This is a genomic window from Acinetobacter lwoffii (genome assembly GCF_024129595.1).
In the GTDB taxonomy this organism is placed as follows: Bacteria; Pseudomonadota; Gammaproteobacteria; order Pseudomonadales; family Moraxellaceae; genus Acinetobacter; species Acinetobacter lwoffii_O.
In genome coordinates, this window is record NZ_JAMXXS010000009.1 from 20,802 (window position 1) to 47,036 (window position 26,235).

Annotated in this window: 21 protein-coding genes; 16 read left to right on the forward strand and 5 right to left on the reverse strand. The window is 43.5% G+C overall.

The annotated features are described in order from the left end of the window. Nucleotides 1-69 precede the first annotated feature (69 nt). Complete coding sequence (locus tag NI466_RS06480) at nt 70-906, reverse strand: IclR family transcriptional regulator (RefSeq protein ID WP_004280319.1); 837 nt, start codon at nt 904-906, stop codon at nt 70-72. Between the two features lie 503 nt (nt 907-1,409). On the opposite strand from NI466_RS06480, the gene NI466_RS06485 reads away from it, so the two are divergent. The 6 genes from NI466_RS06485 to NI466_RS06510 all read left to right on the forward strand — a co-directional run bounded on the left by NI466_RS06485 (nt 1,410) and on the right by NI466_RS06510 (nt 9,488). Continuing rightward, nucleotides 1,410-2,564, forward strand: a complete 1,155-nt coding sequence (locus NI466_RS06485) for an acyl-CoA dehydrogenase family protein (RefSeq protein ID WP_004730987.1) — start codon at nt 1,410-1,412, stop codon at nt 2,562-2,564. Between the two features lie 31 nt (nt 2,565-2,595). Further along, nucleotides 2,596-3,795 carry an acyl-CoA dehydrogenase gene (locus tag NI466_RS06490; protein WP_005096909.1) on the forward strand — a complete coding sequence of 400 codons (1,200 nt, stop codon included), beginning with the start codon at nt 2,596-2,598 and terminating at the stop codon, nt 3,793-3,795. 255 nt (nt 3,796-4,050) lie between these two features. Then, nucleotides 4,051-5,331 (forward strand): MFS transporter, encoded by a 1,281-nt coding sequence (locus tag NI466_RS06495; RefSeq protein ID WP_253173123.1) that lies wholly within the window; start codon nt 4,051-4,053, stop codon nt 5,329-5,331. A 40-nt stretch (nt 5,332-5,371) separates the two neighbouring features. Further along, a complete protein-coding gene (locus tag NI466_RS06500; RefSeq protein WP_071850666.1) occupies nt 5,372-6,043 on the forward strand; it encodes a 3-oxoacid CoA-transferase subunit A in 672 nt (223 codons plus the stop codon). After that, nucleotides 6,043-6,702: a 3-oxoacid CoA-transferase subunit B gene (locus NI466_RS06505; protein ID WP_253173124.1), complete on the forward strand. Its 660-nt coding sequence runs from the start codon at nt 6,043-6,045 to the stop codon at nt 6,700-6,702. The genes NI466_RS06500 and NI466_RS06505 overlap by 1 nt, the downstream gene beginning before the upstream one ends. Before the next feature lie 206 nt (nt 6,703-6,908). Next, complete coding sequence (locus tag NI466_RS06510; RefSeq protein ID WP_253173125.1) at nt 6,909-9,488, forward strand: bifunctional diguanylate cyclase/phosphodiesterase; 2,580 nt, start codon at nt 6,909-6,911, stop codon at nt 9,486-9,488. 175 nt (nt 9,489-9,663) lie between these two features. On the opposite strand, the gene NI466_RS06515 is transcribed toward NI466_RS06510, so the two are convergent. From NI466_RS06515 to NI466_RS06525, 3 genes are all read right to left on the reverse strand, one after another. After that, the gene (locus tag NI466_RS06515; protein ID WP_004646967.1) at nt 9,664-10,863 is read right to left on the reverse strand and encodes an MFS transporter; all 1,200 of its coding nucleotides are present in this window, start codon (nt 10,861-10,863) and stop codon (nt 9,664-9,666) included. Nucleotides 10,864-10,880: 17 nt separating this feature from the next. Then, entirely contained in the window at nt 10,881-12,146 is a 1,266-nt protein-coding gene (locus NI466_RS06520; protein ID WP_253173126.1) for a DcaP family trimeric outer membrane transporter, read from the reverse strand. 115 nt (nt 12,147-12,261) lie between these two features. Further along, nucleotides 12,262-13,560: an MFS transporter gene (locus tag NI466_RS06525; protein WP_005100333.1), complete on the reverse strand. Its 1,299-nt coding sequence runs from the start codon at nt 13,558-13,560 to the stop codon at nt 12,262-12,264. Between the two features lie 456 nt (nt 13,561-14,016). Here NI466_RS06525 and NI466_RS06530 point away from each other — a divergent pair, with 456 nt between their 5' ends. Genes NI466_RS06530 through NI466_RS06540 form a run of 3 tightly spaced genes read left to right on the forward strand, consistent with a single transcriptional unit; the run spans nt 14,017 to nt 17,550 of the window. After that, nucleotides 14,017-14,790, forward strand: coding sequence for an enoyl-CoA hydratase (locus NI466_RS06530; RefSeq protein ID WP_005096905.1), 774 nt, complete (start codon nt 14,017-14,019; stop codon nt 14,788-14,790). A gap of 2 nt (nt 14,791-14,792) precedes the next feature. Further along, a complete protein-coding gene (locus tag NI466_RS06535; protein ID WP_253173127.1) occupies nt 14,793-16,313 on the forward strand; it encodes a 3-hydroxyacyl-CoA dehydrogenase in 1,521 nt (506 codons plus the stop codon). Nucleotides 16,314-16,338: 25 nt separating this feature from the next. Then, on the forward strand, nt 16,339-17,550 hold the full coding sequence (locus NI466_RS06540; protein WP_253173128.1) for a 3-oxoadipyl-CoA thiolase: 1,212 nt from the start codon (nt 16,339-16,341) through the stop codon (nt 17,548-17,550). A 116-nt stretch (nt 17,551-17,666) separates the two neighbouring features. Here NI466_RS06540 and NI466_RS06545 read toward each other — a convergent pair whose 3' ends face one another. Then, nucleotides 17,667-18,104: a PaaI family thioesterase gene (locus tag NI466_RS06545; RefSeq protein ID WP_103800035.1), complete on the reverse strand. Its 438-nt coding sequence runs from the start codon at nt 18,102-18,104 to the stop codon at nt 17,667-17,669. Between the two features lie 110 nt (nt 18,105-18,214). Here NI466_RS06545 and NI466_RS06550 point away from each other — a divergent pair, with 110 nt between their 5' ends. From NI466_RS06550 to NI466_RS06580, 7 genes are all read left to right on the forward strand, one after another. Next, nucleotides 18,215-18,970, forward strand: coding sequence for a class II aldolase/adducin family protein (locus NI466_RS06550; RefSeq protein ID WP_253173129.1), 756 nt, complete (start codon nt 18,215-18,217; stop codon nt 18,968-18,970). Beyond that, on the forward strand, nt 18,967-19,890 hold the full coding sequence (locus NI466_RS06555) for a 2-hydroxyacid dehydrogenase (protein WP_253173130.1): 924 nt from the start codon (nt 18,967-18,969) through the stop codon (nt 19,888-19,890). The genes NI466_RS06550 and NI466_RS06555 overlap by 4 nt, the downstream gene beginning before the upstream one ends. A gap of 37 nt (nt 19,891-19,927) precedes the next feature. Continuing rightward, the gene (locus NI466_RS06560; RefSeq protein ID WP_253173161.1) at nt 19,928-20,716 is read left to right on the forward strand and encodes an enoyl-CoA hydratase-related protein; all 789 of its coding nucleotides are present in this window, start codon (nt 19,928-19,930) and stop codon (nt 20,714-20,716) included. Nucleotides 20,717-20,727: 11 nt separating this feature from the next. Further along, nucleotides 20,728-21,708 (forward strand): NAD(P)H-dependent flavin oxidoreductase, encoded by a 981-nt coding sequence (locus NI466_RS06565; RefSeq protein WP_253173131.1) that lies wholly within the window; start codon nt 20,728-20,730, stop codon nt 21,706-21,708. 209 nt (nt 21,709-21,917) lie between these two features. Next, complete coding sequence (locus NI466_RS06570; RefSeq protein WP_253173132.1) at nt 21,918-23,720, forward strand: acyl-CoA dehydrogenase C-terminal domain-containing protein; 1,803 nt, start codon at nt 21,918-21,920, stop codon at nt 23,718-23,720. 129 nt (nt 23,721-23,849) lie between these two features. Continuing rightward, nucleotides 23,850-24,689 carry an alpha/beta fold hydrolase gene (locus tag NI466_RS06575; protein ID WP_253173133.1) on the forward strand — a complete coding sequence of 280 codons (840 nt, stop codon included), beginning with the start codon at nt 23,850-23,852 and terminating at the stop codon, nt 24,687-24,689. Between the two features lie 14 nt (nt 24,690-24,703). After that, nucleotides 24,704-26,200: a flavin-containing monooxygenase gene (locus NI466_RS06580; RefSeq protein WP_253173134.1), complete on the forward strand. Its 1,497-nt coding sequence runs from the start codon at nt 24,704-24,706 to the stop codon at nt 26,198-26,200. Nucleotides 26,201-26,235 lie beyond the last annotated feature (35 nt).

Consider the following 26,235-nt stretch of genomic DNA (forward strand, 5'->3'; position numbering starts at 1 on the left):
AAGGAAGAAGATGTGTAGATTGGGTATTCAATAAAAGAGCGACTTAATGTCGCTCTGATAATTAATTTTTTATATGTTATTGAGATTCATTGCAATATTATTCACCATGTGAATCAGACGCGGTCCAATTTCATTTTCCAGTTTTTCCTGATTTAACAGATAACTTGGGGCACCACAGTTAAACGTTAATATCCCATGTTTGGGGTGAACCAACGGAACTGCCACGGAATTCACATCCTTAGCCCAGTCACCTAAAGACAGACAGTAGCCATAATCCTGATAATCACGGATTGCACGTTCCAGATTACGCTTGATGGTTGGCCACTGATCTTCGTTTCTTTTCTTGATGGCATCAAATAAATATTCGCGTTCCTTCACATCCATCGCTGCCAGACAGGCCCGTCCCATGGCACTGCTATGAATCGGTAAAGTCGAACCGACAGGGCGGCGCATGGTTAGCGTCGATTCTGTATGTACCACTTCCAGATAAATCATGCTCAAACGGTCACGGGTAGCCATTGCCACAGGGGCTTGGGAATAACGGGACATTTCTTCCATAAACGGATAAGCCTGAGTCCGCGCAGAAATATTACTCAAAGCTGCATAACCCAAAGCCAATACGCCAACATCCAACAGATATTTCGTGGTATTCGGTAGTTGTTTTAAATAACCTAAAGAAACCAGGGTGCTGGTAATACGGGCCACAGTTGGCTTGGGTAAGTTGGTTAATTGTGCAATTTCCTGATTGCCAAGCAATTGATTGGTCGCTGAAAAGCAACGTAAGATTTCCAATCCACGCGCAATAGACGCAATAAATTGAGGATTATTTTCTCTATGAATATGTGAAATCGGATCTAAACGGATTTCATCAAAGTTGGGAATTTCACCAGTTTTATTTTTTGTCATGGTCAGGGCAATTAAAGTTAAATTAATGAATATGATAGCAACATAATTTCACGATACAAAATAAAACACTTCTACAAAAGATAAAATATAGGAAAAAGTGCCGAAATTATTTGTGATCGAAAAGAATCCTGTTACCCAACTTTGAAGACAATATAAAATCATCTAGTTTTTTAGGTTTAACACGTAGCCAATATATTTAAAAAGTTTCGATTTCTCCGAAAGAGTCAGTGATCGATAAATATTACAGCAAGAAAAAAGGTTTAATTATCTATTCAAAAAAACTGATAAATAGAATAATCACTCATCAAAATATTTCGTATCGTGAAATTAAATATTAAACACAAATCAACTGGAATACCAGAAAAATTTCATTTTTTAGTTAAAATATAAAATTTTTAATAATTTCACTTGCTCAAAATGATTTTATATGATTATTTATTTCGTAATACGAAACAAAAATAAGGGTAAAGGAATTTACCTAAATTATATCCATGGAGATTCATATGATTCGTGATCCGGAAATGCTCGACCAACTTCTGTCAACGATTCGCGATTTTGTAAAAAATGAACTGGTGCCTCTTGAGCATGAAGTAGAAGAGAACAATGCCATTCCTGAACATATTGTGGAACAGATGAAAGAGCTGGGCTTGTTTGGCCTGACGATTCCTGAAGAATATGGTGGTTTAGGCATTACCATGGAAGAAGAAATTCTGGTCGCGATGGAATTGGGCCATACATCGGCTGCCTTTCGCTCTTTAATTGGTACTAACAACGGCATTGGCTCAAGCGGCATCATTATCGACGGTACAGAAGAACAAAAACAGAAATATTTACCGCGTTATGCAACGGGCGAAATTATTGGTTCATTCTGTTTGACCGAACCGGATTCCGGCTCAGACGCTGCTGCTTTAAAAACCAGTGCAGTCAAAGACGGCGATTATTATATTTTAAACGGAACTAAACGCTTTATCACCAATGCACCACGTGCCACGACATTTACCGTGATGGCACGTACCAATCAAGAGATTAAAGGTGCGAGCGGTATTTCAGCATTTCTAGTCGAAGCAGGCACACTTGGTTTAAGCCTAGGTAAAATTGACAAGAAAATGGGCCAACATGGTTCCTATACCTGTGATGTAATTTTTGATAACTGTAAAGTGCATAAAGATCAGCTGATTGGCGGTGTAGAAGGGATTGGCTTCAAAACAGCAATGCGCGTTCTAGATAAGGGCCGTCTGCACATTGCCGGTTATAGCGTCGGCATGGCAGAGCGTATGCTGGAAGATGCACTTAACTATGCAGTGGAACGCAAACAGTTTGGCCAGCCCATTGCGAATTTCCAGCTAATCCAAGGTATGTTGGCAGACTCCAAAGCCGAGATTTATGCAGCCAAATGTATGGTGCTGGATGCTGCGCGTCTACGTGATGCTGGCCAAAATGTTACGACTGAAGCCTCTTGTGCCAAAATGTTTGCAACTGAAATGTGTGGTCGAGTTGCTGATCGCTGTTTGCAGATTCATGGTGGAGCGGGTTATATCAGTGAATATTCAATTGAACGTTTCTACCGTGATGTGCGTCTGTTCCGTTTATATGAAGGAACCACACAAATCCAGCAAATTATTATTGCGCGTGAAATGATTAAACAAGCAACCGCCTAATCTCATAATTTTAAAATAAGGAAATATTAAAATGACGACAAAAATTAGATTTGATTGGCAAGACCCGTTTTTAATCGAACAGCAACTGACATCAGAAGAGCGCATGATTCGCGATGCAGCGGCAGCGTACTGTCAAGACAAACTGATGCCGCGTGTACTGGAACAGTTCCGTCATGAAAAAACCGATCCGGCTATTTTCCGTGAAATGGGAGAACTGGGTTTACTCGGTCCAACCATTCCGGAACAGTACGGCGGTGCAGGTTTAAATTATGTCAGTTATGGTCTGATTGCTCGTGAAGTTGAACGTGTCGATTCAGGTTACCGTTCAATGGCCAGCGTACAAAGCTCTCTGGTGATGGTACCCATTAATGAATTTGGTTCTGAAGAGCAAAAGCAGAAGTATTTACCAAAATTGGCAACTGGTGAGTATATTGGTTGCTTCGGCTTGACTGAGCCAGATCATGGTTCAGATCCCGGCAGCATGATTACCCGTGCCAAAAAAGTCGAGGGTGGTTACCGCTTAACAGGCGCAAAAATGTGGATTACCAACAGCCCGATTGCTGATGTATTTGTAGTTTGGGCCAAAGAGGTATCTGCTGAAGGTAATGTCGGTGACATTCGCGGCTTTATTCTAGAAAAAGGCTGGGAAGGGCTTTCTGCTCCAGCAATTCACGGCAAAGTGGGTTTACGTGCCTCAATCACCGGTGAAATTGTGATGGATAACGTCTTTGTTCCAGAAGAAAATGCATTTCCGGAAGTGCGTGGTTTAAAAGGGCCTTTTACCTGCTTGAACAGTGCGCGTTACGGGATTGCATGGGGTGCCATGGGAGCTGCAGAATTCTGCTGGCATACCGCACATCAGTACACCATGGACCGTAAACAGTTTGGCCGACCACTTGCTGCGAATCAGTTAATTCAGAAAAAACTGGCAGATATGCAAACTGAAATTGCCCTTGGCTTACAGGTGGCTTTACGTTTTGGCCGCATGAAAGATGAGGGCATTGCGTCAGTTGAAGGTACGTCTTTAATTAAGCGTAATAACTGCGGCAAAGCTTTGGATATTGCCCGTTTGGCCCGTGACATGATGGGCGGTAATGGGATTTCTGATGAATTCGGTGTGGCCCGTCATCTGGTTAATCTGGAAGTGGTAAATACCTATGAAGGTACCCATGATGTACATGCCTTGATTTTAGGTCGTGCACAAACTGGAATTGCAGCCTTTTGCAACTAAATGTGACATCAACCTCTAGCCAGCATTGCTGGCTAGATTGTTTTAAGGGTTTAAGAATCGCGGCTTAATCACATCTATTCGTAGATTGCTATGTGATTTCACCGTATTCAATTTTTAAAAACCTTGAAAAGCATTTCTATACCACCTTGTTCAAGCGTGGTAATGATCAGTAAATATTCTATATTTCACCTAAATAATTAAGTGAAATATGCGTTTTAAAAAGGCACAGGAGTGCCGAAAAGTAGAAAGAGCATTATGGATACGATCAGTTCACAACAACACCCCGTGGAAGGTGGAAACGAACCCAAGCAAAAAGTCTGGATTCTGGCCTTTATCTTCTCATTTTTGGCATTACTGGTTGATGGCGCTGATATTGCATTATTAGCCTACAGTCTGACCAGTCTGAAACAAGAGTTTTCATTAAGTAATATGCAGGCCGGTGCCTTAGGAAGCTGGACACTTGCAGGCATGGCTATCGGCGGTTTTTTTGGTGGCTGGGCTTGTGACCGTTTTGGCCGGGTTCGTGTGATCGTTATTGCCATCGCATTATTTTCTTCATTAACCTTCTGGTTGGGATTCGTGGAAAGTTATGATCAGTTCAAATGGCTGCGTTTTACGTCTGCGATTGGACTAGGTGCTCTATATATTGCCTGTAACACCCTCATGGCAGAGTATGTACCCACAAAATATCGCTCTACAGTATTGGCAACGCTCATGACTGGCTGGACTTTAGGCTCGGTGGTCGCAACTGTTCTGGCTGGATGGTTATTACCTGAGTTTGGCTGGCGATACCTCTATTATATTGCCATTATTCCAATTGTACTGGCTTTCGCGATGTACTTCTTGGTGCCTGAACCGAAAGCCTGGTTAGAAGCACGTCAGGCCCGCCTGGATGCAAAAGCCAGTGGTATTGTTCAGGAAAAACAAAAAAACACTTTTAAAATGATTTTTGAAGATGCACTTAGCCGTCGCATGTTTATCCTCTGGTCCTTCAGTACCGCATTTTTACAATTTGGATATTATGGAGTCAGTAACTGGCTACCGGCCTATTTAGAGACTGATCTGGGAATCAAGTTTAAAGAAATGACCATGTATATGATCGGGACTTTCCTGATCATGATGTGTACCAAAGTCATTGCTGGTTTTATCGCTGACCGGATTGGCCGCCGTGCGGTATTTGCTTTTGGCACCATGGGTACTGCGATTTTTATCCCTGTGATTGTCTTTGGTAATACGCCAGATAACATTCTCTGGCTGATGTTATTTTTCGGTTTTCTCTATGGTATTCCATACGGTATTAATGCGACTTACATGACAGAAAGTTTCTCTACCAAAGTGCGTGGAACAGCAGTGGGTGGGGCATATAACGTCGGCCGACTGGGTGCTGTGTTTGCACCTCTTACCATTGGCTATTTTGCTCAAGGAGGCTCAATTGGTACGGGCTTACTGATTATGGGCATTGCCTATTTTCTTTGTGGCTTGATACCCGCTTTCTTTATTAAAGACCGCTTATTTGATCCGCAAAAGGCAGATTAATCTGCAATTGCAATATAGATAGAACATGCTAGGAAGCAATATGATGAATAAAATCACACAGGATATCGAGACAGTACTCAAGCAAATTCCTGATGGTGCACACATTATGACCAGTGGTTTTGGCCTGGCAGGTCAGCCGGTAGAATTAATCGAAGCATTAATTGATCTTGGTCCTCGAGACTTAACCATTATTAACAACAATGCTGCTTCTGGAGATCGTGGTCTAACCAATCTGCTGTTGTCTGGACTGGTTAAAAAAATGATCTGTTCATTTCCGCGGGCCAATAATTCAACCGTCTTTGAAGATATGTACAAGGCAGGAAAAGTTGAGCTGGAACTGGTGCCACAAGGCAATCTGGCCTGCCGTATTCAGGCAGCCGGTGCTGGCTTAGGAGCTGTTTTTACTCCAACCGGTTTTGGTACCAAAATTGCTGAAGGTAAAGAAACCCGAAATATCAATGGAAAAGATTATGTGCTGGAATATCCGATTCACGCTGATTATGCCTTTGTGTATGCCAATCAGGCAGATCAGTGGGGCAACTTGACCTACCGTAAGGCAGCACGGAATTTTGGTCCGATCATGGCCAAAGCAGCAAAAACCACCATTGCACAAGTGCATCAGATTGTGGAACTGGGAGAGCTTGATCCAGAGATCATTGTAACGCCGGGAATTTTTGTACAGCATGTGGTCAAGGTTGGAGATATTAAATAATGAATATTCAAAAACGTAGTCGTGAACAGATTGTAGCTAAAGTTGCACAAGACATCCCAACTGGCTCTTTTGTAAATTTGGGGATTGGTTTGCCGACACGTGTAGCAGGTTATTTAAAACCTGAGCAGGAAGTAATTCTGCACTCGGAAAATGGCGTTTTAGGTTTTGCTGCATTGGGCGATCCTGAACAAGCAGATGATGACCTGATTAACGCTGGCAAAGAGCTCGTAAGCATGTTGCAAGGCGGAAGCTTTATGAATTCTGCCGACTCTTTCGATATCATGCGAGGCGGGCATCTGGATATCTGTATCATGGGGGCTTTTCAAGTTGCTATTAATGGTGATTTGGCGAACTGGCATACTGGTAATGCTGATGCTGTACCTGCTGTAGGCGGTGCGATGGATCTGGCAGTAGGTGCTCGCTGTGTCTATGTCTGCATGGAACATGTGACCAAAAATGGTGAAGCAAAAATTGTTGAAGAACTGACTTATCCTCTAACAGGTAAACATTGTGTCAACCGTATTTATACCGATCTCTGTGTGATTGAATTAAAAGACAACCAGGCTCAGGTTATTGAAATAGTGGATGGCTTAAGTTTTGAAGAATTGCAACGGCAGACTGGCTGTAAATTAGTGGACAGTCGTCAACAAGCAGCCTAAAAATAAGTCCGCAATATTCTGATTGAGTAAAAGTATAGTTTTAGATCACAGCTTCGGCTGTGATTTTTAAATTTTAGAATTATTATCAAATACACGTAATATTGACCATATTTCCGCATTTTAAAGATATAAATACAAACTTTTGCTAATGATTATTTTAATAATAAGTCTAAAATGTTAACAAGCTAAGGAAGGTGATAGTCTGAATGAATAATAATTGTGATGATCAAGAAATTTTTCATATTTTTAATCTGATTGGTCGCCATACTGAACTTAAGCCTATCCTCGATGTCATTAGCCAGTGGCTTGAATCGCGCATTCCAGATGCGCTTGTCACCATTATGCTCTATCAGGATGACACCCAAACTTTAAATGTTATAAGTGGCAAACAGCACTTTTCAAAAGAGTACTGTAATGCTATTCAAGATTTGAAAATTGGGCCAAATCAAGGATCGTGTGGCGTAGCTGCTTTCTTACGTCAGTTGGTCATTAGTCCGAATTTAATGAAAGACCCAAACTGGCAGTCTTACCGTGCTTTGGTAAATGCAGAAAAATTGTCTAGCTGCTGGTCTATGCCGATTATTAATGCTTCAGATATTTTGTACGGAACGTTTGCCACTTATTATCGAACACCGAAAATACCGACTGAACATCATATTCAGCTTTTACAGCAAGCGGCAAAATTAGTTGCTCTCGCAATTGAGCTTGATCAGGAACGTCAAAAAAGACATGAGCTTAATGAAAAATACAGCTCATTTTATACCTATCATCCAGATATTATTTTTGAACTTGACCTACAGGGACATGTGCTTAATACCAATATTGCTTGCGAAGAAATTACAGGTTTTTCTAAAGCGCAAATCCATGGTCAGCACTATTGTGCCTTCATACCGCCCGAATTCCATGAACTTGCTAACGTTTCATTTTCAGAAGCGGCGCAAGGTAAATCTCAACATTATGAACTTCCAATTTATAATGTTGCAGGCGATATCTTATGGCTGGATCTGACCAATTTACCGATTATTCAAAATCAGAAAGTCACCGGTATTATTGGCATTGCCCGAGATATTACTGTATCGCGTGAAAACAAGGAGTCTCTGCGATTATTAAAACGTGGAGTAGAGGCCAGTCCGAATAGTCTTTTTATTACCGATGTTTCTGAAGAAAGACTAATGGTGTATGTGAATCCAGCTTTTCTAAAGCTCACCGGTTATACAGCAGCAGAAGTATTAGGACAAAGCTGTTTTTTCTTACAGGGTCCAGATACTGATACGGATCAGATTACATTACTCAAGCAAGCGGTCAAAGAACAAAAAGAAATTCAGGTGACTATAAAAAGTTACTGTAAAGATGGCAGCTGGTTCTGGAATCGTTTAACCATAGGTCCTATTTTTGACCAGACAGGAACCTGCACCCATTTTTTGGGGATTCAGGAAGATATTACCCAGCAACGTATTCACGAAGAATATATTCAGCATCAGCATACTCATGATCATTTAACCGGTTTACCGAACCAGCATGCATTCAAACAGATTCTGGAAGATATTTTTGAAGTACAGCACGAGAGCTCACAACCTTTAGTCTTGCTGTATATAGATCTGGATGATTTTAAAAATATCAATGACAGCTTAGGTCATCTGGTGGGTGACCAGATTCTCAAAAGTGTGGGCGAGCGGCTGCAAAAATTTGTTCAAGGCAATAATGTGCTATGCCGCTTTGCTGAAGATGAATTTATTTTACTGCTCTCAGGGACAGATGAGCACACTGAAGTCGAGGCGATCGCCGGAGAAATTCTTGATCTTCTTTCCATGCTGTTTATCGTCGATCAGTACAAAATCCATTTAAGTGCCAGTATTGGTATCGTGGCAGATGACAGTTCAATCCATCATTCTTCTGAATTGATCTATCAGTCTGTTTTGGCGATGCAGGAAGCTAAAAGACAAGGTCGTAATATGTGGCAGTGGTATGAAAAAAACAGAATGCAACCTGTCGCAGAAATAGACTATACGAATCTGCGTCTGGAACTCATGGAAGCGATCAATCAGGAAAATTTTGACCTGTTCTATCAGCCGTTGATTCATCCTGAAACTGGACTGGTAACAGGTGTAGAAGCTTTAATCCGTTGGTGCCATCCACAGCAGGGTTATATTTCCCCAGCGATTTTTATTCCACTTGCAGAAAGAACCGGGCAAATTATTAGCGTAGGTCAATGGGTATTGGAAAAGGCCTGTCTAGATATTGCGGAGTGGAACAAGACGCACAATAGCCAGATCACAGTATCGGTGAATATTTCGCCTTTGCAATTCCGTAGAGCAGGTTTTTTGCAAGTACTTGAACATGCTCTTGAACTCAGTCAATTACCACCGGAATTACTTAAAATTGAAATTACGGAAGGCGTCATCATTAATGGTGCAGATCGAACCATAGAAATTTTGAAAGCGGTGCGTGCTTTAGGTGTACAGGTTGCCATTGATGACTTTGGCACAGGTTATTCGAGTCTCAGTTATTTACGTCGCTTGCCGATCAATCAAATCAAGTTAGATCGTAGTTTTATTGAAGAGCTGACCCTCGATGGTCAGGATGCTGCAATTGTGCAATCGATTATTCACTTGGCACATCAACTGGATTTGGAAGTTGTCGCAGAAGGTGTCGAAACCTTAAGTCAGGCCAGTTTGCTCTATCAACAGGGCTGTGATCTGCTACAAGGCTTCTTCTATGCAAAACCTGCGCCTTTAACTGAATTGAAGCCTGTTTATCTCGCGATGGAAAATAGTAAAATGAATTAACTCTAGAAAGTTAAGGTATCTCAATATTTTTAACGGCTCTTCAGATAGAAAGGCAATGGCAAACAGACCTCAAAAATTTTCCTATTTTATCAGCGTATCATCTCTATAATTTATGCTTAGTATAGAAAGCGGGATAAAAAAATAAGCTTTTAACCCCAAAGGTTTTTAACAGTATCTAAGGCTCAGGCTGAATATTGGCTAAATTTCTTTCTTGGTTTAAATCATAATAGTTAATCAAAAAGATCAACACGGCAAAAATAAAACCTAAAATGACGCAGGCAGACCAGCCATAGCTTTTCCATAAATGCAGCGATAAAAATGCACCCAGACCGGCACCTGAAAAATAACAGGTCATATAGATGGCATTAATCCGCGAGCGAGCCTGCATTGAAATTCGATAGACCAGATTCTGGTTCAAGACATGCAAACAGGAAATTCCAAAATAAGCCAGAATTAAGCCCAAGATATAAATCCATAAATAATTCTGGGCAAAGAATAAAGGAATCCAGGCCAGAATCAGTCCGCATGTGGCTAGGTGCGCAATCCATTTTTCCCGATGCCTACCAATCATTTTACCGGTCCACTGAGAGGACCAGATGCCGACCACCCCCACAATACCCATGAGACCAATCTGGAAATCATTAAAATGATAAGGTGCTTCAGCCAGAATAAAAGTCATGGTAGTAAAGATAATACTCAGCATGCCAAAGCCCAAGCCGCCGATCATACTACGCCTGATCAGCATGGGTTCTGTGCGTGCAAAGGTAAATAGTGAGCGATAAATTTGCAATATATTCATCTGCAACTGGCTCTTAGCGCTTGGTAACTGGAACCACATGGCCAGACTCAGCAGAAGAATTGCACAACCACTAAACAAGTACACCGCATGCCAGGACCATAAAGTAGAAATCAGTCCGGCCACGGTACGGGCAAACAGAATACCCACCAGAACACCACTCATGAGTAGGCCAACGACTTCGGCACTTTTATCACGCTGCGACAGGCTGGCGGCAAAAGGAATCAGAATCTGGGTGGTGATCGAACAAAAAGAGGCGAGCAGGGTAAAGCCATACAACATATGCAGATTGGTACTGGCTGAAAGCCCAATAAGCGCCAATCCGGTACAGAACATCAAACTGCAGATATACAGCCGTTTTTCAAACAAATCACCCAGAGGGACAAACAAAAATAATCCGGTGGCATAGCCAATCTGAGTCAGTACTACAGTCCAGCCAGACTGAGCCACACTGATTTGCAGATCCTCTGCAATAGAATAAATCAGGGGCTGGTTAAAATAGTTACAACCTGCGCAGAGTGCGCAGGTCATTGCCATCATGAACATGAAACGGCGTGAAATTTGCCCTTGGGCTGACATCCTTGTCTCCTGAGGCTTTAAAAACTATAGTTAGCAGAGAAGTTGATACGTGAAATATCTGCTTCCTTATTGTCAAAGGTTTCACGTTTGCCATGATGATATTCTGCACCCAGATTAATCTTTGGAACAGGAGAATAGATCACGTTGGCCACATAGTCGGTTAAGCGCTTATTGGTTTCAGGATTCGCGCGTGCATAGTCGCTGGAATCATCAAAATCAACAACGCTGGCATTAATACTACTCCGTAGTTTTGGCGTAAATTTATGCGTGAAGCCAATATTTATACTATTGAACTCATTGAGCAAAAGTTCATTATTGATTGGATCGACTGAATAATCGCCACCCCAGGCAGCACCATCGGTTGTTGAACCTTGAGTCAAGAAAGCGGCAATACGCTGATCTCCGACCATATGGAAATAGTTCCCCTGGATCGAGTTTTTATCATCTAAACGGTAACGTCCACCAAGACCTACACCCCAACCGACTTTTTCAATATCACCTGTATCTGTTTGCGCTTGCTTTTGATTGACAAAGCCTTGAGCTAATAAATGAAGCGGTCCTGATTGATGAACATATTTAGTGGTTAAGGCAGGCAAAACAGAAGAACGATCGCCACCGGCCATATATTCCAGACCGACATTCCAGGTATTTTCTGGATCAAGTTTGAAAGCATAGCTCACCTGAGGCGTACGTAGGACTGATCCACCCAGGAACAAGCTGTAATCGACAGCTTCAGTGCTAATCTCTGGTGTAGACATCAATGACCAGGCCTGACCAAACGTCCAGTTATAGTATTTTAAGTGTGCATGACGGATACGTAATCCACCATCGCCTTTACCATTGTTGGTCCAGAAGTCGGCTTCTAAACGAGCAGAAACATTCGGGTTTCCTCCCAGATCTTTGGCAAGGAAACCTATGCGGCTGGCAGCCGCAGTAAAATCGGAACGTACAGAATCCGGTTCAGTAAAAGGCACTTTATTGATCTGGTTAATAGTTCGGCCACGGGCTTCAGTCGTACTTTTGAAATCGACTGCACCATCAAAGCGGATCAAACCATAAACATCGACATTGTCAACCATTGAACTCAGGGTTTTAGAGTCTTGGGCTTTGGCTTCTTCCTGCTGGGTCTTTAGCGCGAGTTGCGCTGCTTTTTGTTGTTCCAGTTCAGCCTGGATTTGCTTTAACTGTGATTCTAAAAACTGCATCCGGTCTTCAGATGCTTCTGCTGAAAATGCCTGTGCAGAAGCAATACTGCATAATGTTGCTAAAACTAATTTTTTCATTTCTTAATCCCTGAAGAAACTTTTAATTCTGAATGAAAGGAAACCTTTCTATACGTATGGTCAATATTTGGAGAAAGAGGAAGGCAGCGATTTGACCTGCCTTCCGAAGTGGGGTTTATTCTGCTTTTTGCGGATCGTATAAACGGTCTTTAATAAACAGGGCAGGAATCAAACCGCATAGGAAGTATGCTGCACCCATTACCAACAGACCTGTACCAATCGAACCATGCATCGCAAGATAACCAATCGTAATTGGAGCGAAGATTGCACCGATACGACCAATATTGAATGCACCACCCACCGCTGTACCACGAACACCAGTCGGGAAACTTTCGGTTAGATAGGTTGCATTGATGGCATATGGAATACCGTACAGGAAGCCGAAGATTAGCATCAGTACGCCAATGTTATCGGCATTATGCATATACACCACGACAGGGATAAACAGAGCCGTTCCCATGGTGCCGAAAGCAAATACAATACGGCGGCCAATTTTATCAGCAACATAACCTGCAATAATTTTGGCAAAAATCATGGTGACAAACGTACCCACCATATACAGGGCCATTTCTTTAAACTTGATGCCTAATTCAGCTTCAAGATAACTTGGCAGCCAGTTACTTACACCGAAATAACCGAATAGCAAGAAACCAGAGCTGAATGACCATAAGATAAACATTCTGCCATGGGTTTTGTCTTTAAGAATGGTGATATATGGATTGCCTTTTTTCGCATCGTTATCCACGATCTGACCAGTTCTTTTCATTTCACGGACACGTTTCCATGATTCTGGCTCTGGCACCATAAAGTGCATCAGGATACCCAAAGCTAATGGAGCAATTGTGATCCAGTACAGCATACGCCAGCCGAACTCAGGAATAATCCAGCCTGAAATCATGGTAATCACCAATGAACCTAAAGTGAAACCAGTCATCAATGTTGCCAGTACAGTAGTACGGTATTTGGTCGGTACGTATTCTGACATCAGGGTATTACAGGCAATATATAAACAGCCTAAACCCAAGCAAGAAAGAGTACGTAAAATTGCAAATTCAGTATAAGACTGAGCAAAACCTGAGTAGGCTGACAAGATCGAGAAGGCGATGGTGGCCAGTACAATGACGCGGACACGTCCAAATTTGTCGCATGCCCATCCACCAATAAAACCTCCGATTCCCATACCCAAAAGAGAATAACTTCCTAAAGCACCCGCCTGTACAGAAGTTAGTCCCCATTCAGCTTTCAGACTGGTCAGGCTGAAAGCCAGAATCCCGATATCTGCACCGTCACAGAGCAAAATCAGAAAAGCAAAGACAAAAGCCGTCATCCATAGACGTTTTGGCGCCTGTTTGATGGTATCCGTGGAGGAGACATCGGTTTTATTGTCTCCTGTTACGATGGTATCGCTTGTCATTCTTATATCCTCTATATATTAAAAGTAGCATTTCCTCTGCTACCGCTAAATCCATTTTTCTTCCTCACGGAAACATAGTTTTCCTGATTTAACAGACTTGCTCCTGAACGCTACAGCCGCTGTATTTATTATCAGGCTACATTCGATTTTTCACTTTATTACGCTAAATCAAAATCATCTCATTGCTGGAAAATTTGATTTCGTAAATTAATTTTAAGTTCTGCCTTATGGTGATTATTCATTTAAATGGATAATCAGATTGCATTTAAAATATTTAATTCCGTATTGCGAAATCAATTAATCACAAAATAACCATCTAAACAAGAGTTTTTACTCTATTTTTAGTAAAAAATAACTTTTTTGAATTCTGGAGTTAAAAATCCTTGATTTATAGCTTGAGAAACCTTAGTTTTATATAAAATAAAATTTCGCTATACAAAATAAATGGAGATTTTAATGGAACAGGTCGTTCAAGTAGAACAAGTTTCAGCACATGTAGCGATGGTTAAAATTCATCGACCAGAAGCGAAAAATGCCCTGAATACAGAAGTTCGCCAGAAACTTGCGGCGGCATTTTTGCAACTGAATGACGATGAAAATGTACGTGCCATTATTCTTACCGGTGGTGAAACAGATTTCGCAGCAGGTGCCGATCTTAAAGAACTGGCCAATGCAGAAACCATTCAAATGATGCAGCGCCGGACTGAACGTTACTGGCAGGCGATTGCACAGTGTTCAAAACCGGTGATTGCAGCTGTAAACGGTTATGCACTTGGTGGTGGCTGTGAACTGGCGATGCATGCAGATATTATTATTGCCGGGAAAAGCGCCCAGTTTGGTCAGCCTGAAGTCAAAGTGGGTGTTATGCCGGGTGCCGGTGGTACCCAGCGTTTATTCCGTGCAGTGGGCAAATTTCATGCCATGCGCATGATCATGACCGGTTGTCTGGTGCCTGCACCGGAAGCCTATCAAATTGGTCTGGTGTCCCAGGTGACTGAAGACAGTGAAACCCTTGCTACAGCTATCAAGATGGCGGAAGGCCTAGCGAAAATGCCGCCAATTGCGCTTGAACAAATCAAGGAAGTGGCTTTATTGGCTGAAGATGTGCCGCTTAATGCCGGACTTACCCTGGAACGTAAGTCTTTCCAGATGCTGTTCTCATCCGAAGATCAAAAAGAAGGCATGCAGGCCTTTATTGAAAAACGTAAACCGAATTATCAGGGACGATAAGCATGAGTATTCAGATTCAGAAAATCGGCATTATTGGTGTAGGCACGATGGGTGCAGGTATTGCCCAGATCGCGATTCAGTCTGGTCATGATGTGGTGCTGTTTGATGCCAAAGAAGGGGCAGCCGAACAGGCACAGGATAAACTGGCCAAAACATTAAATACCTTGGCAGATAAAGGTAAATTCAGCCATGAAAAAGCCGCTGAAGATATTGCTCATCTGTCGACTGCGCAGCAGCTAGAAGACCTGAAAGATTGTGACTTGATTGTTGAAGCGATTATTGAAAATCTGGAAATCAAGCAAAAACTGATGCAGCAACTGGAAGGAATTATAAAACCAGAAGCGATTCTGGCATCCAATACATCTTCATTGTCGATCAGTGCAATCGCTGCCAACTGTAAGCAGCCAGAACGTGTTGCCGGTTATCACTTCTTTAATCCGGTCCCACTCATGAAAGTGGTCGAAGTGATTGAAGGCTTTAATACCCGTGCTGACATTATTGAAGCATTAACCCAGCTCTCTATAAAAATGGGTCATCGTCCGGTCAAAGCTAAAGATACGCCAGGGTTTATCATTAACCATGCCGGCCGTGCCTTTGGTAGCGAAGCCTACGCAATTCTGAATGAAAATGTTACACCATTTTATGATATTGACAGGATCTACCGTGACGGAATCGGTTTCAAAATGGGGCCGTTTGAATTAGGTGATCTGACCGGTATGGATGTCTCGCACCCGGTGAGTGAGTCGATTTATCACCAGTATTATGAAGAAGCACGTTACCGTCCAAGCGTGATTACCCGTCAGCGTTTTATTGCCAAGCAGTTAGGTCGTAAAACCGGTAAAGGTTTTTATGATTACACATCGGGTAGCAAAGAAGGTGATGTTACTCCAGCATTGGTTGAAAAGTTAAGTCAATATCCATCAGTCTGGCTAGGCACCGAATATGACGAAGACCGTCAGGCACTTGAGCAATATCTGCAACAGTTCAACATTCAGATTGAGCAAACTGAGATACCTTCAGTAGAGGCTTTAATCCTGATTGCCACTTATGGTGAAGATGCAACATCAGCCGCTGTCCGTTATCAGGTGGCACCTCAGCAAGTGGTGTGCATCGATCTGCTATATGGTCTGCATAAACACCGTACCTTGATGCCAACTTTTGTGACCCAACCTGAGCTGGTAAAAGCAGCCCAATCAATTTTCAATCTGGATGGTGTGACCGCCAGCGTAATTCAGGAAAGCGTCGGCTTTGTGGCTCAACGTGCTTTGGCGATGATTGTGAATCTCGGCTGTGATATTGCCCAGCAAGGCGTTGCAACGGTGGAAGATATCAATATCGCGGTGAAATTAGGCCTTGGCTATCCATATGGTCCAATTGAATGGGGGGATGTGCTGGGTGCTGAAAAAATCCTGAAAATTCTGGATAGCATGACTGCGATTACCCGTGACCAGCGTTACCGTCCAAGTCCTTGGTTGCGTCGCCGCGTTCAGCTTGGTCTGCCTCTTGTTCATACAACACATTAATTAAAAAGTTAAAGGAATAACACTCATGTTAAATGCATATATTTATGATGGTTTACGTTCACCAATCGGTCGCCATGCCGGAAGTCTGGCAAGCGTACGTCCAGATGATCTGGCAGCTACAGTCATTAAAAACCTGCTGGAAAAAACCGGTATCCCGGCAGAAGACGTAGAAGATGTAATCTTTGGTAGTACCAACCAGGCCGGTGAAGACAGCCGTAATGTGGCACGTTTTGCAGCATTGTTAGCGGGTATGCCGGTAACAGTTCCGGGGCAGACGGTAAACCGCTTATGTGCATCAGGTCTCGGTGCTGTGATTGATTCGGCACGTGCCATCACTGCAGGCGAAGGCGAGTTGTACATTGCTGGTGGCGTAGAAAGTATGACCCGCGCGCCTTTTGTGATGGGCAAAGCAGAAAGTGCTTATTCACGTGATGCCAAAATTTATGACACCACGATTGGTACCCGTTTCCCGAACCGTAAATTTACGGATCAGTTTGGCGCGCACAGTATGCCTGAAACAGGTGATAACGTGGCTGAAGAATTCGGTATTAGCCGTGAACAGGCTGATACCTTTGCCGCTGCATCACAGGCAAAATATCAGGTAGCGAAAGAATCAGGTTTCTTTGAAGGTGAAATTACCCCGATTGAAGTTTCTCAAGGACGCAAATTGCCGCCTAAACAAATTACTCAGGATGAGCATCCACGTGCATCTTCAACATTTGAAGCTTTATCCAAGTTAAAACCGCTATTTGAAGGTGGTGTAGTAACAGCGGGTAATGCATCAGGAATCAATGACGGTGCTGCAGCACTGATTATCGGCAGTGAAAAAGTTCAGGAACAGTATGGCTTAAAACCTTTGGCTCGTATCCTGTCTTCTGCAGCCGCTGGCATTGAGCCACGCATCATGGGTGCAGGCCCAATTGAAGCGATTAAAAAGGCAGTACAACGTGCTGGTTTGACGCTAGACGATATGGATATCATCGAGATTAATGAAGCCTTTGCCAGTCAGGTATTATCTTGCCTGAAAGGTCTGGATGTCGCTTTGGATGATCCGCGTGTCAATCCAAATGGTGGTGCGATTGCCATTGGTCATCCACTGGGCTGTTCGGGTGCGCGTTTGGCTTTAACCGTTGCACGTCAGTTACAGCGTACCGGTAAAAAATATGCCGTGATTAGTCTGTGTATCGGTCTGGGTCAAGGCTTGGCGATGGTGATTGAAAACCCTGAAGCTGCATAACAGTTTAGTCATAGTCTTAATGCCATGTATCTATGATATGCATGGCATTATTGGGATTCTTCTTTCAAAATAAAAATCCCTGCACATGCAGGGATTGATTACATCACTGTAATGATTTACTTACGGGCAGTGACTAATAAAGTCGCTGAACCAAAAGCATAAACTTTACCTTCTTTATCGATAATTCGGCCTTCTGAGGTCAGTACATTACGCCCGATCCGGATGACTTCACCAATAGCTGTATAGGTTTCGCCGCTTTTCATCGCTTTCAGCATTTTTACATTCAGGTCAATGGTCGAGAAACTGACACCTGCATCTACTGTCGTATGCACGGCAGCGCCAGTGGCACTATCTAGAACCGTTGCACAAAAGCCGCCATGAATACCACCCTGTAAATTATAATGGCGCTGATCAGGACGCACCTCATATTCCACATAGTTTTCGCGCACCAAGATCAGACGCATGGGAATAATTTCACTCATGGCTGAACTGGAAATTTCCCCATTCTTAATTGCGGTTAGATATTCGAGTCCGTTTAATTGTGATGTGGGCATATCAACTCCTTGTAATGATTTATTTCGCTTTATGAAATAATATTCTGTTTTTCTAAAATTATGATATAACAGATAGTGATCGAAATGCTATATTTTTCCAGGATGGAACGATGACAATAAAAAATCTCGTCACAGATGCTGAATGGCAGGCACGTTGTGAACTCGCAGCGCTTTATCGCATTATTGCGCATTACCGGATGACTGATTTAATTGATACCCATATCAGTTTAAGAGTCCCTGATCAGCCTGACTGTTTTCTGATTAATCAGTATGGTGTCGCTTTTGAAAAAATGTGTGCCTCAACGCTGGTCAAGATTAATCATGAAGGGCAGGTCGTAGAAAGCTATGAACAGGATAAGCCGGTGAATATGGCAGGCTTTGTCATCCATGCCGCGATTCATGAAGCACATGCTCATCTGAACTGCGTCATTCATACACATACCGCAGATGGGATAGCCGTTTCTGCCCAGAAACATGGACTTTTGCCAATTTCCCAGCATGCGCTGAAATTTTATCAGCAGGTGGCCTATCACGAATATGAAGGCGTGGCACTCTCAACAGATGAGCAGGAGCGCCTGATTCAGGACCTAGGCGGCCATCGCGCCATGATTTTACGCAATCACGGACTTTTAACGGCTGGCGAAACGATCGCTCGGGCCTTTCATGAAATCTATTTTCTGGAGCGTGCCTGTCAGGCACAGGTGAAGGCCTTAAGTGGCGGTGCTGAATTGCATTATCCAGCAGAAGAAGTCCGAATTAAAACTGCTAAACAGTTCGCCAGTCCGTTGGTAGAACCGATTTTACAGCGTGCCTGGCAGGCTGCGTTATCCCTGATTGAGCATCAATATACGGAGTATGCATCATGATTGTGATATCCAGTACTGTGCCGAACATTGAAGCCATTCTGGTCAAGTCTTTTCAGAAATATGCCCCTGAGAGCAGTTTTTGTACAGTGGACAGCCCGGAAGCAGAGCAGGCGACCACGGCCGCATGCTGGTTTCCAGATCTGGAGAAATTGCAGCAGCTCCCAAAACTTGGCCTGATTCATTCGATTGCGGCAGGAGTCGAGCATTTAAACTTGAATGAGATAAGACCTGATCAAGCCGTGTGCCGGGTACTCGATCCGCATCATCAAAAAGGCATGTTTGATTACCTGCTTTGGGGTGTGCTGTATTTTCAGCGTTATTTTGACCGCATGATTCAGCAACAAAAGCAGCAGCTATGGAAGCAGTATCGTCAGAGTTATAGCCAGCATATCCAGATCGGGATTATGGGTCTTGGGCATATGGGGTCTTATGTAGCGGAACGTCTTGCCGACATGGGCTATCAGGTCTCGGGCTGGGCCAATTCCCCGAAAGAGATTGATCAGGTTAAAAGCTATGTCGGTTCAGAACAGTTGTCCGATTTCCTGGCTCAAAGCCAGATCCTGATTAACCTGTTGCCACTTACAGAAAAAAATACCGGCATTCTATCTGCTGAATTATTCCAGCAACTCCCTGAACAGGCAGCTCTCATTCAGGTCGGGCGAGGCCAGCATTTAATCGAACAGGATTTATTGGCAGCGCTGGATTCAGGCCATCTGCGTGGTGCAATTGTCGATGTGTTTGAACAGGAGCCATTAGCTGCTGAACATCCATTCTGGCAGCATGAAAAGATCGTTGTTACACCACATGTCGCCTCACATGCGCCCATGTCTGTGGTGGTGGAACAGATTCTGGAAAATGACCGACGCTTAAATCTCGGGCTGGATTTGTGCCATCAGGTAGATGTCAATAAGGGCTATTAATTGTAGGGATACAGGCAAAAAAATAAGGAAATTGATGATGTGGGAAACGATTCAAACTCAGGTTCAGCAAGGCGTCGCGACCTTAAGCTTTAACCGCCCGGATTCACTCAACAGTTTTAACCGGCAAATGCATGAGGAAGTGCAGCAGGTGCTGAAGAACTGGAATACAGATCCGGATATACGGGTGATTGTGATTCGCGGTAATGGCCGGGCGTTTTCAGCAGGACAGGATTTAAAAGAACGTGCTGGAAAGCTCGGCAATGTGCCTTTGCCACCGCAAGGCTCACTGGCCAAATACTATAATCCCTTGATTAACCTGATCCGCCAGAGTCCCAAACCGGTGATCGCGGCAGTGAATGGTGTGGCTGCCGGTGCAGGTGCCAATATCGCGCTGGCCTGTGATCTGGTCATTGCCAAGGAAAGTGCCCGATTTATTCAGGCTTTTTCTAAAATCGGCTTGATTCCTGATGCAGGTGGCACCTGGATGTTGCCACGTTTAATCGGTTATGCACGTGCCATGGCACTCACTTTTCTGGGCGAACCGGTGCATGCCAAAGAGGCCGCTGAAATGGGGATGATCTGGAAAATGCTTCCAGATACAGAATTTGATGTTTATATCGACGACATTGCACAGCGATTAGCTCAACAGCCGACATATGCACTGGCTTTGACCAAACAGGCCTTGCAACGCAGTGCTGAAAATAATATGGACCAGCAACTGGAGCTGGAACAAAACCTGCAATTTCTGGCTCTGAGCAGTCAAGACTATAAAGAAGGTGTCCAGGCTTTTGTCGAAAAACGCCCTGCACAATTTACCGGATGCTAAGGAGAGCATTTATGAAAATTCAGACCCGTATTACCGAGCTTTTAGGCATTCGTTATCCAATTATTCAGGGCGGCATGATGTGGGTCGGTACCGCAGAAATGGCCAGTGCTGTATCTAATGCTGGTGGCTTGGGAACATTAACGGCATTGACTCAACCGACACCTGAAGCCTTGGTCGAGGAAATTGCACGCTGCCGAGAAATGACCGATCAGCCTTTTGCAGTCAATCTGACTTTATTGCCCGCTGTGAATCCACCGCCATATGCAGAATACCGACAGGCGATCATTGAAAGCGGTATCAAGATCGTAGAAACAGCAGGCAATAAGCCTCATGAACATATTGAGGCGTTTAAGCAACATGGCATTATTGTCATTCATAAATGTACTTCCGTTCGTCATGCGCTCTCAGCACAAAGAATAGGCGCGGATGTTATTTCGATTGATGGTTTTGAATGTGCGGGCCATCCGGGTGAAGACGATATTCCTGGCCTGATTTTAATTCCTGCCGCTGCTGATCAGCTCACTGTGCCGATTGTGGCCAGTGGTGGTTTTGCTGATGGCCGTGGTCTGGTCGCAGCTTTGGCTTTAGGTGCTGAAGGCATTAATATGGGTACACGCTTTTGTGCCACTCAGGAAGCGCCGATCCATTCAAACATCAAACAGTTCTATGTCGATAATGATGAAAGGGCGACACATCTGCTGTATCGACAGTTCAGGAATACTGCCCGTGTTGCCAAAAATGCGGTATCTGATCTTGTGGTGAAAATGAGTGAAGATCCAAACCTGCAATTTGAACAGATTCGTCCCTATGTCAGTGGCTTAAAAGGTAAGTTGGCATTGGAAAAGGGCGATGTCGATGCAGGCGTACTGACTGCGGGTCAAGTTATGGGGCTAATTCATGACATTCCGACCTGTCAGGTGCTGATCGATAATATCATGCAGGATGCCGAACAGATTGTTCAACAACGTTTGGCTCAATTTTTCCCGCGCTAGATCATCTAAGCTTGATCACGCAATAAAAAAGCCATTCATGCATGAATGGCTTTTTTATACCAAAGTTTTAATTTTTTAAATGTGATTTTTTATCTAATGACTGGATTTTATCCATGCACTTATATTATATTCGATTTAAAACATAATTTCGTATTATGAAATTTTAAGTCATAAGTATACAAATTAAAGACTCATACAAGGGAATTACGATGAGAAATTATATTGCGCCATTAAAAGACATGAAATTTGTGCTGAAAGACCTGCTCAATGTTGAAGAGAAGTATCAGGGTTATGCAAAGTTCGCAGACAAAGTTTCTATGGATATTATGGAACAATATCTCGAAGTCGCTGCCGATTTTTGCCAAAACGAACTACTACCGATTAACGCGACAGGCGACCAGCAGGGTTGCCGTTTGCAGGATGGCGTGGTCACCACACCAGATGGTTTTAAAGCTGCTTATGAAAAATATGTAGAACTCGGCTTTACCTCTTTAACCGGTGATGAACAATATGGCGGTCAGGGCTTCCCGACCTTATACCGGATTGCCATTTCTGAAATTATTACTGCAACCAACTGGTCGTGGGGAATGTACCCAGGCCTGTCACATGGTGCCATGCGTACTTTAGAGCACCACGGTAGCGATGAACAAAAACAGAAATTCCTGGTACCTTTAATTGCAGGTCGCTGGACTGGAACCATGTGTTTGACTGAATCTCATGCCGGCTCTGATCTTGGCCTGATTCGTACCAAAGCTATGCCAAATGAAGACGGTAGCTATAGCATCAGCGGTGAGAAAATCTTTATCTCAGCCGGTGAACATGATCTGGCTGAAAATATCGTGCATATCGTATTGGCACGTTTGCCAGATGCACCTGCGGGAACCAAAGGTATTTCGCTATTTATTGTGCCTAAATTTAATTTAGATGAAGCGGGCAACGTCGCTTCGCGTAATAGTGTGGTCTGTAGCGCCATTGAACACAAGATGGGCATTCACGGCAATGCGACTTGTGTGCTGAATTTTGATAATGCCAAAGGATTTCTGATTGGGCCTGAAAACCGTGGCCTGAACTGCATGTTTACTTTTATGAACTCGGCGCGTATCGGTACAGCGATTCAGGGTTTGGCAGCAGCAGAATCTTCTTATCAGGGTGCATTGGCTTATGCAAAAGACCGTTTGGCTATGCGTTCACTTGAAGGTGCGAAAGCGCCAGGCCAGCCTGCAGATCCAATTATCGTGCATCCGGCAGTACGTAACATGCTGCTGACTCAAAAGGTGTTTGCAGAAGGTTCACGTGCACTTGCATATTATCTGGCGACCTATGCCGATATCGCTGAAGCTACTGACAGTCCGGAAGAAAAGAAAGCAGCTGAAGACCGTCTGGCATTATTAACCCCAATTGCCAAAGCGTTAATGACCGAAACCGGCATAGAAGCGGCTAAACATGGTATGCAGGTTTTCGGTGGTCACGGTTATATTGCTGAGCATGGCATGGAACAGATTGCCCGTGATGCACGTATTGCCAGCCTCTATGAAGGAACCACTGAAATTCAGTCCATTGACTTGCTGGCGCGTAAAGTGCTGGGTTCAAAACTGGGTCTGCTGACCGCATTAACCGATGAAATCCAAGCTTATGTGAAAGAGCACCAGCAACATGCCCAGTTTAGCCAGCAAGTTGCACAAGTCAGCCAGTTGACTGAACAATGGCTGGAATTAACCAAAACCATTCAGGAACAGGCTCAACAGTCTGCCAATCAAATTGGGGCAGCATCAGTTGACTACCTATATTTCTCTGGTTATGTCGTGTCCGCTTATTTGTGGCTGAAAATGGCAATTACTGCGCAGCAGAAAATTGAAGAAGGCAATACTGATCCGTTCTATGCAGCCAAGATCAAAACGGCACAATTCTTCTTCGCACGTATTTTGCCAAGAACTTCAACCCACTTTGCCAATATTCAGGCAGGTGGTGAAAGCCTGTTTTTACTTGAACCTGAAGAGTTCAAATTCGATTAAACCTTTTTACCCACGATACTCGTGTCGTGGGTCTTTTTTTAATAATTTTTGCATCCTCACCCCATTCAAATATTGAGAGTTATTCTTCGGTATTGAATAAACCATAAAATAACAAGATCAGGAGTCTATATGGATTTAGACATGATTACTCAACAGTGTCCTTATGCTGATCTGCAGCTTACTTTTCATGAAGTCGGACAGCGTTCTGCATTTCCCACCATTATTCTGATTCATGGCACCGGTGGAAATACCGACAAGCATTTCAGCTATATTTTTCCGATGCTGGGTATTCATCAACGGGTTTTATCCATTGATTTACATACCCCAGATAAAGCCGATCTGGCGGTGACCGATTTTAGCCAGCAGGTTGAAGCACTAATTCAGCATGCAGTTGCAGAAGATGAAACCATTACAGTGGTAGGCTATTCACTCGGTGCCGTGATTGCTGCACAAGTGGCAGCCAGTTTAAAACAGCGCGTAGCGCGTTTGATCCTGTTAGCCGGTTGGGCCAAAACCAGCTCGGTGCAACAACTGCGTACTGTCATCTGGCAGCAATTATTTACTGAACAATCTGCGGCCTTGCCTCATTTTGTCAATTATTGCCTGTATAGCGATGATTATCTGTCTGCACGAAGCGAACAGCAGGTGTTGGATCTGGCACGCTTTGTTAAACCATCCCAAGATGCGGCCAAACAGCGTGAACTAAATTATCACATTGATATCACCTCAATCTTGTCTGAGATTGATGCAGAAACTCTAGTTGTTGCCTGTCGTGAAGACCGCATGGTGCCTGTAGCGCAAGCTAAACTGCTGTTTGCTTCAATTTCGAACAGTCGCTATATCGAAATTTCTTCAGGACATGCGATCCATATCGAAGCGCCTGCAGAAGTGGTGCAACTGATCAATCAGTTTAGCCAGCACCCAGAACAGTATCCGGCGAATCAAAAAATCCAGCCTTCTATGCCTTAAAAGGGAGAAAAATAATGCAAGCTCAAACACAGCGTAGCAAGATTTTAATTGTAGGCAGCGGTTTTGGTGGATTAGGCATGGCGATCCGACTTAAACAGCAGGGCATTCACGATTTTAAAATCATTGAACGGGCAGCAGAAGTGGGCGGAACATGGCGTGATAATACCTATCCCGGTGTCGCCTGCGATGTACCATCTCATTTATATTCTTTTTCTTTTATTAAAAATCCCAACTGGTCACGTGTCTTTCCACAAGGGGCAGAAATTCAGCGTTATTTAATTCAATGTTGCGATCGAGAAGATATCCGGCCACATATCGATTTTCATACCCAACTGGAAAAAGCCAGTTGGAATGCCGAAGAACGTATTTGGGAAATTCAGACCTCTAAATATCTTTATGAAGCGGAATTTCTAATTACAGCAACCGGGCATCTGGCAGATGAACATCTACCACAAATTCCAGGTTTGGAAGAATTCCAAGGCCAGGTGATGCATTCTGCACGCTGGAACCACGAAGTAAATTTGGATAATCAGCGTGTCGTTGTAGTTGGTTCAGGCGCTTCCGCCATCCAGCTTGTGCCGGAAATTGCCAAAACAGCCAAAAGCCTGACCGTCTTGCAACGTAGTGCGCCATATATTTTGCCCCGACCAGACCGAGCTTATTCTGAGTCAGAAAAACAGCTTTTCCGCAAAGATCCGGACAGTATGTCGGCCCTCAGACATTCCTTGTTCTGGGGCAATGAATACAATTTTGCCCAGCGCCGTAATCTGAAAAGCCAGATTGAGCGGGTCAAGAAAAACTGCCTGCAATTCTTAAAACATCAGATTTCAGATCCTGAATTACAGCGCAAACTTACGCCGAATTATGAACCTGGTTGTAAGCGCTTATTGCTTTCTAATGATTATTATCCGACTTTTCTAAAACCAAATGTCACACTTGAAGACTCAGCATTGGCAGAAGTTATGAAAGACGGTGTATTAAGCCAGGCTGGAAATAAATTTTCTGCAGATATCATCGTATTTGCGACAGGATTTGAAGCGGCACGTCCACCCTATGCCGCAAAGGTGGTGGGTAAACAGGGTTTAAGCCTGGAGCAGCAATGGTCCAGCGGTATGCAGGGTTATCAGTCAACGACCGTACACAACTTTCCAAACCTGTTCATCCTGAATGGGCCAAATACAGGCAGTGGACATAATTCAGCACTTTATTTTCTGGAAACCCAGTTTGATCTGGTGCTGGATGCCTTGCAGTTTTTTGAGCAGGAACAGATTCAGGTCTTTGAAGCAGATCAAGAAGCTGAAAATAGCTATATGCAGGAGCTACAGCAGCTTTCGCAAGGTAGTGTCTGGTTATCGGAAAGCTGTAAAAGCTGGTATCTGGACCCGGTCAGTCGCAAGCTGACTTTGGTCTGGCCGGATTATGCTCATTCATTTAGGGATAAAAATCAGCATTTTATTCGTAGCGGTTATCACTATCAGTATGTTGAATCGAGACAGCAGAAAGTGGTTTAAAAATATGTAATTAAAATCAAAATCTTATGGTTTAA

What these genes read in the sequence shown, in the direction of transcription:
- NI466_RS06480 (WP_004280319.1), bottom strand. Translation starts at nt 906, where the DNA reads ATGACAAAAAATAAAACTGGTGAAATTCCCAACTTTGATGAAATCCGT.
- NI466_RS06495 (WP_253173123.1), top strand. Translation starts at nt 4,051, where the DNA reads ATGGATACGATCAGTTCACAACAACACCCCGTGGAAGGTGGAAACGAA.
- NI466_RS06485 (WP_004730987.1), top strand. Translation starts at nt 1,410, where the DNA reads ATGATTCGTGATCCGGAAATGCTCGACCAACTTCTGTCAACGATTCGC.
- NI466_RS06515 (WP_004646967.1), bottom strand. Translation starts at nt 10,863, where the DNA reads ATGTCAGCCCAAGGGCAAATTTCACGCCGTTTCATGTTCATGATGGCA.
- NI466_RS06560 (WP_253173161.1), top strand. Translation starts at nt 19,928, where the DNA reads ATGTGGGAAACGATTCAAACTCAGGTTCAGCAAGGCGTCGCGACCTTA.
- NI466_RS06535 (WP_253173127.1), top strand. Translation starts at nt 14,793, where the DNA reads ATGAGTATTCAGATTCAGAAAATCGGCATTATTGGTGTAGGCACGATG.
- NI466_RS06510 (WP_253173125.1), top strand. Translation starts at nt 6,909, where the DNA reads ATGAATAATAATTGTGATGATCAAGAAATTTTTCATATTTTTAATCTG.
- NI466_RS06580 (WP_253173134.1), top strand. Translation starts at nt 24,704, where the DNA reads ATGCAAGCTCAAACACAGCGTAGCAAGATTTTAATTGTAGGCAGCGGT.
- NI466_RS06520 (WP_253173126.1), bottom strand. Translation starts at nt 12,146, where the DNA reads ATGAAAAAATTAGTTTTAGCAACATTATGCAGTATTGCTTCTGCACAG.
- NI466_RS06505 (WP_253173124.1), top strand. Translation starts at nt 6,043, where the DNA reads ATGAATATTCAAAAACGTAGTCGTGAACAGATTGTAGCTAAAGTTGCA.
- NI466_RS06545 (WP_103800035.1), bottom strand. Translation starts at nt 18,104, where the DNA reads ATGCCCACATCACAATTAAACGGACTCGAATATCTAACCGCAATTAAG.
- NI466_RS06555 (WP_253173130.1), top strand. Translation starts at nt 18,967, where the DNA reads ATGATTGTGATATCCAGTACTGTGCCGAACATTGAAGCCATTCTGGTC.
- NI466_RS06575 (WP_253173133.1), top strand. Translation starts at nt 23,850, where the DNA reads ATGGATTTAGACATGATTACTCAACAGTGTCCTTATGCTGATCTGCAG.
- NI466_RS06490 (WP_005096909.1), top strand. Translation starts at nt 2,596, where the DNA reads ATGACGACAAAAATTAGATTTGATTGGCAAGACCCGTTTTTAATCGAA.
- NI466_RS06500 (WP_071850666.1), top strand. Translation starts at nt 5,372, where the DNA reads ATGATGAATAAAATCACACAGGATATCGAGACAGTACTCAAGCAAATT.
- NI466_RS06525 (WP_005100333.1), bottom strand. Translation starts at nt 13,560, where the DNA reads ATGACAAGCGATACCATCGTAACAGGAGACAATAAAACCGATGTCTCC.
- NI466_RS06540 (WP_253173128.1), top strand. Translation starts at nt 16,339, where the DNA reads ATGTTAAATGCATATATTTATGATGGTTTACGTTCACCAATCGGTCGC.
- NI466_RS06530 (WP_005096905.1), top strand. Translation starts at nt 14,017, where the DNA reads ATGGAACAGGTCGTTCAAGTAGAACAAGTTTCAGCACATGTAGCGATG.
- NI466_RS06565 (WP_253173131.1), top strand. Translation starts at nt 20,728, where the DNA reads ATGAAAATTCAGACCCGTATTACCGAGCTTTTAGGCATTCGTTATCCA.
- NI466_RS06550 (WP_253173129.1), top strand. Translation starts at nt 18,215, where the DNA reads ATGACAATAAAAAATCTCGTCACAGATGCTGAATGGCAGGCACGTTGT.
- NI466_RS06570 (WP_253173132.1), top strand. Translation starts at nt 21,918, where the DNA reads ATGAGAAATTATATTGCGCCATTAAAAGACATGAAATTTGTGCTGAAA.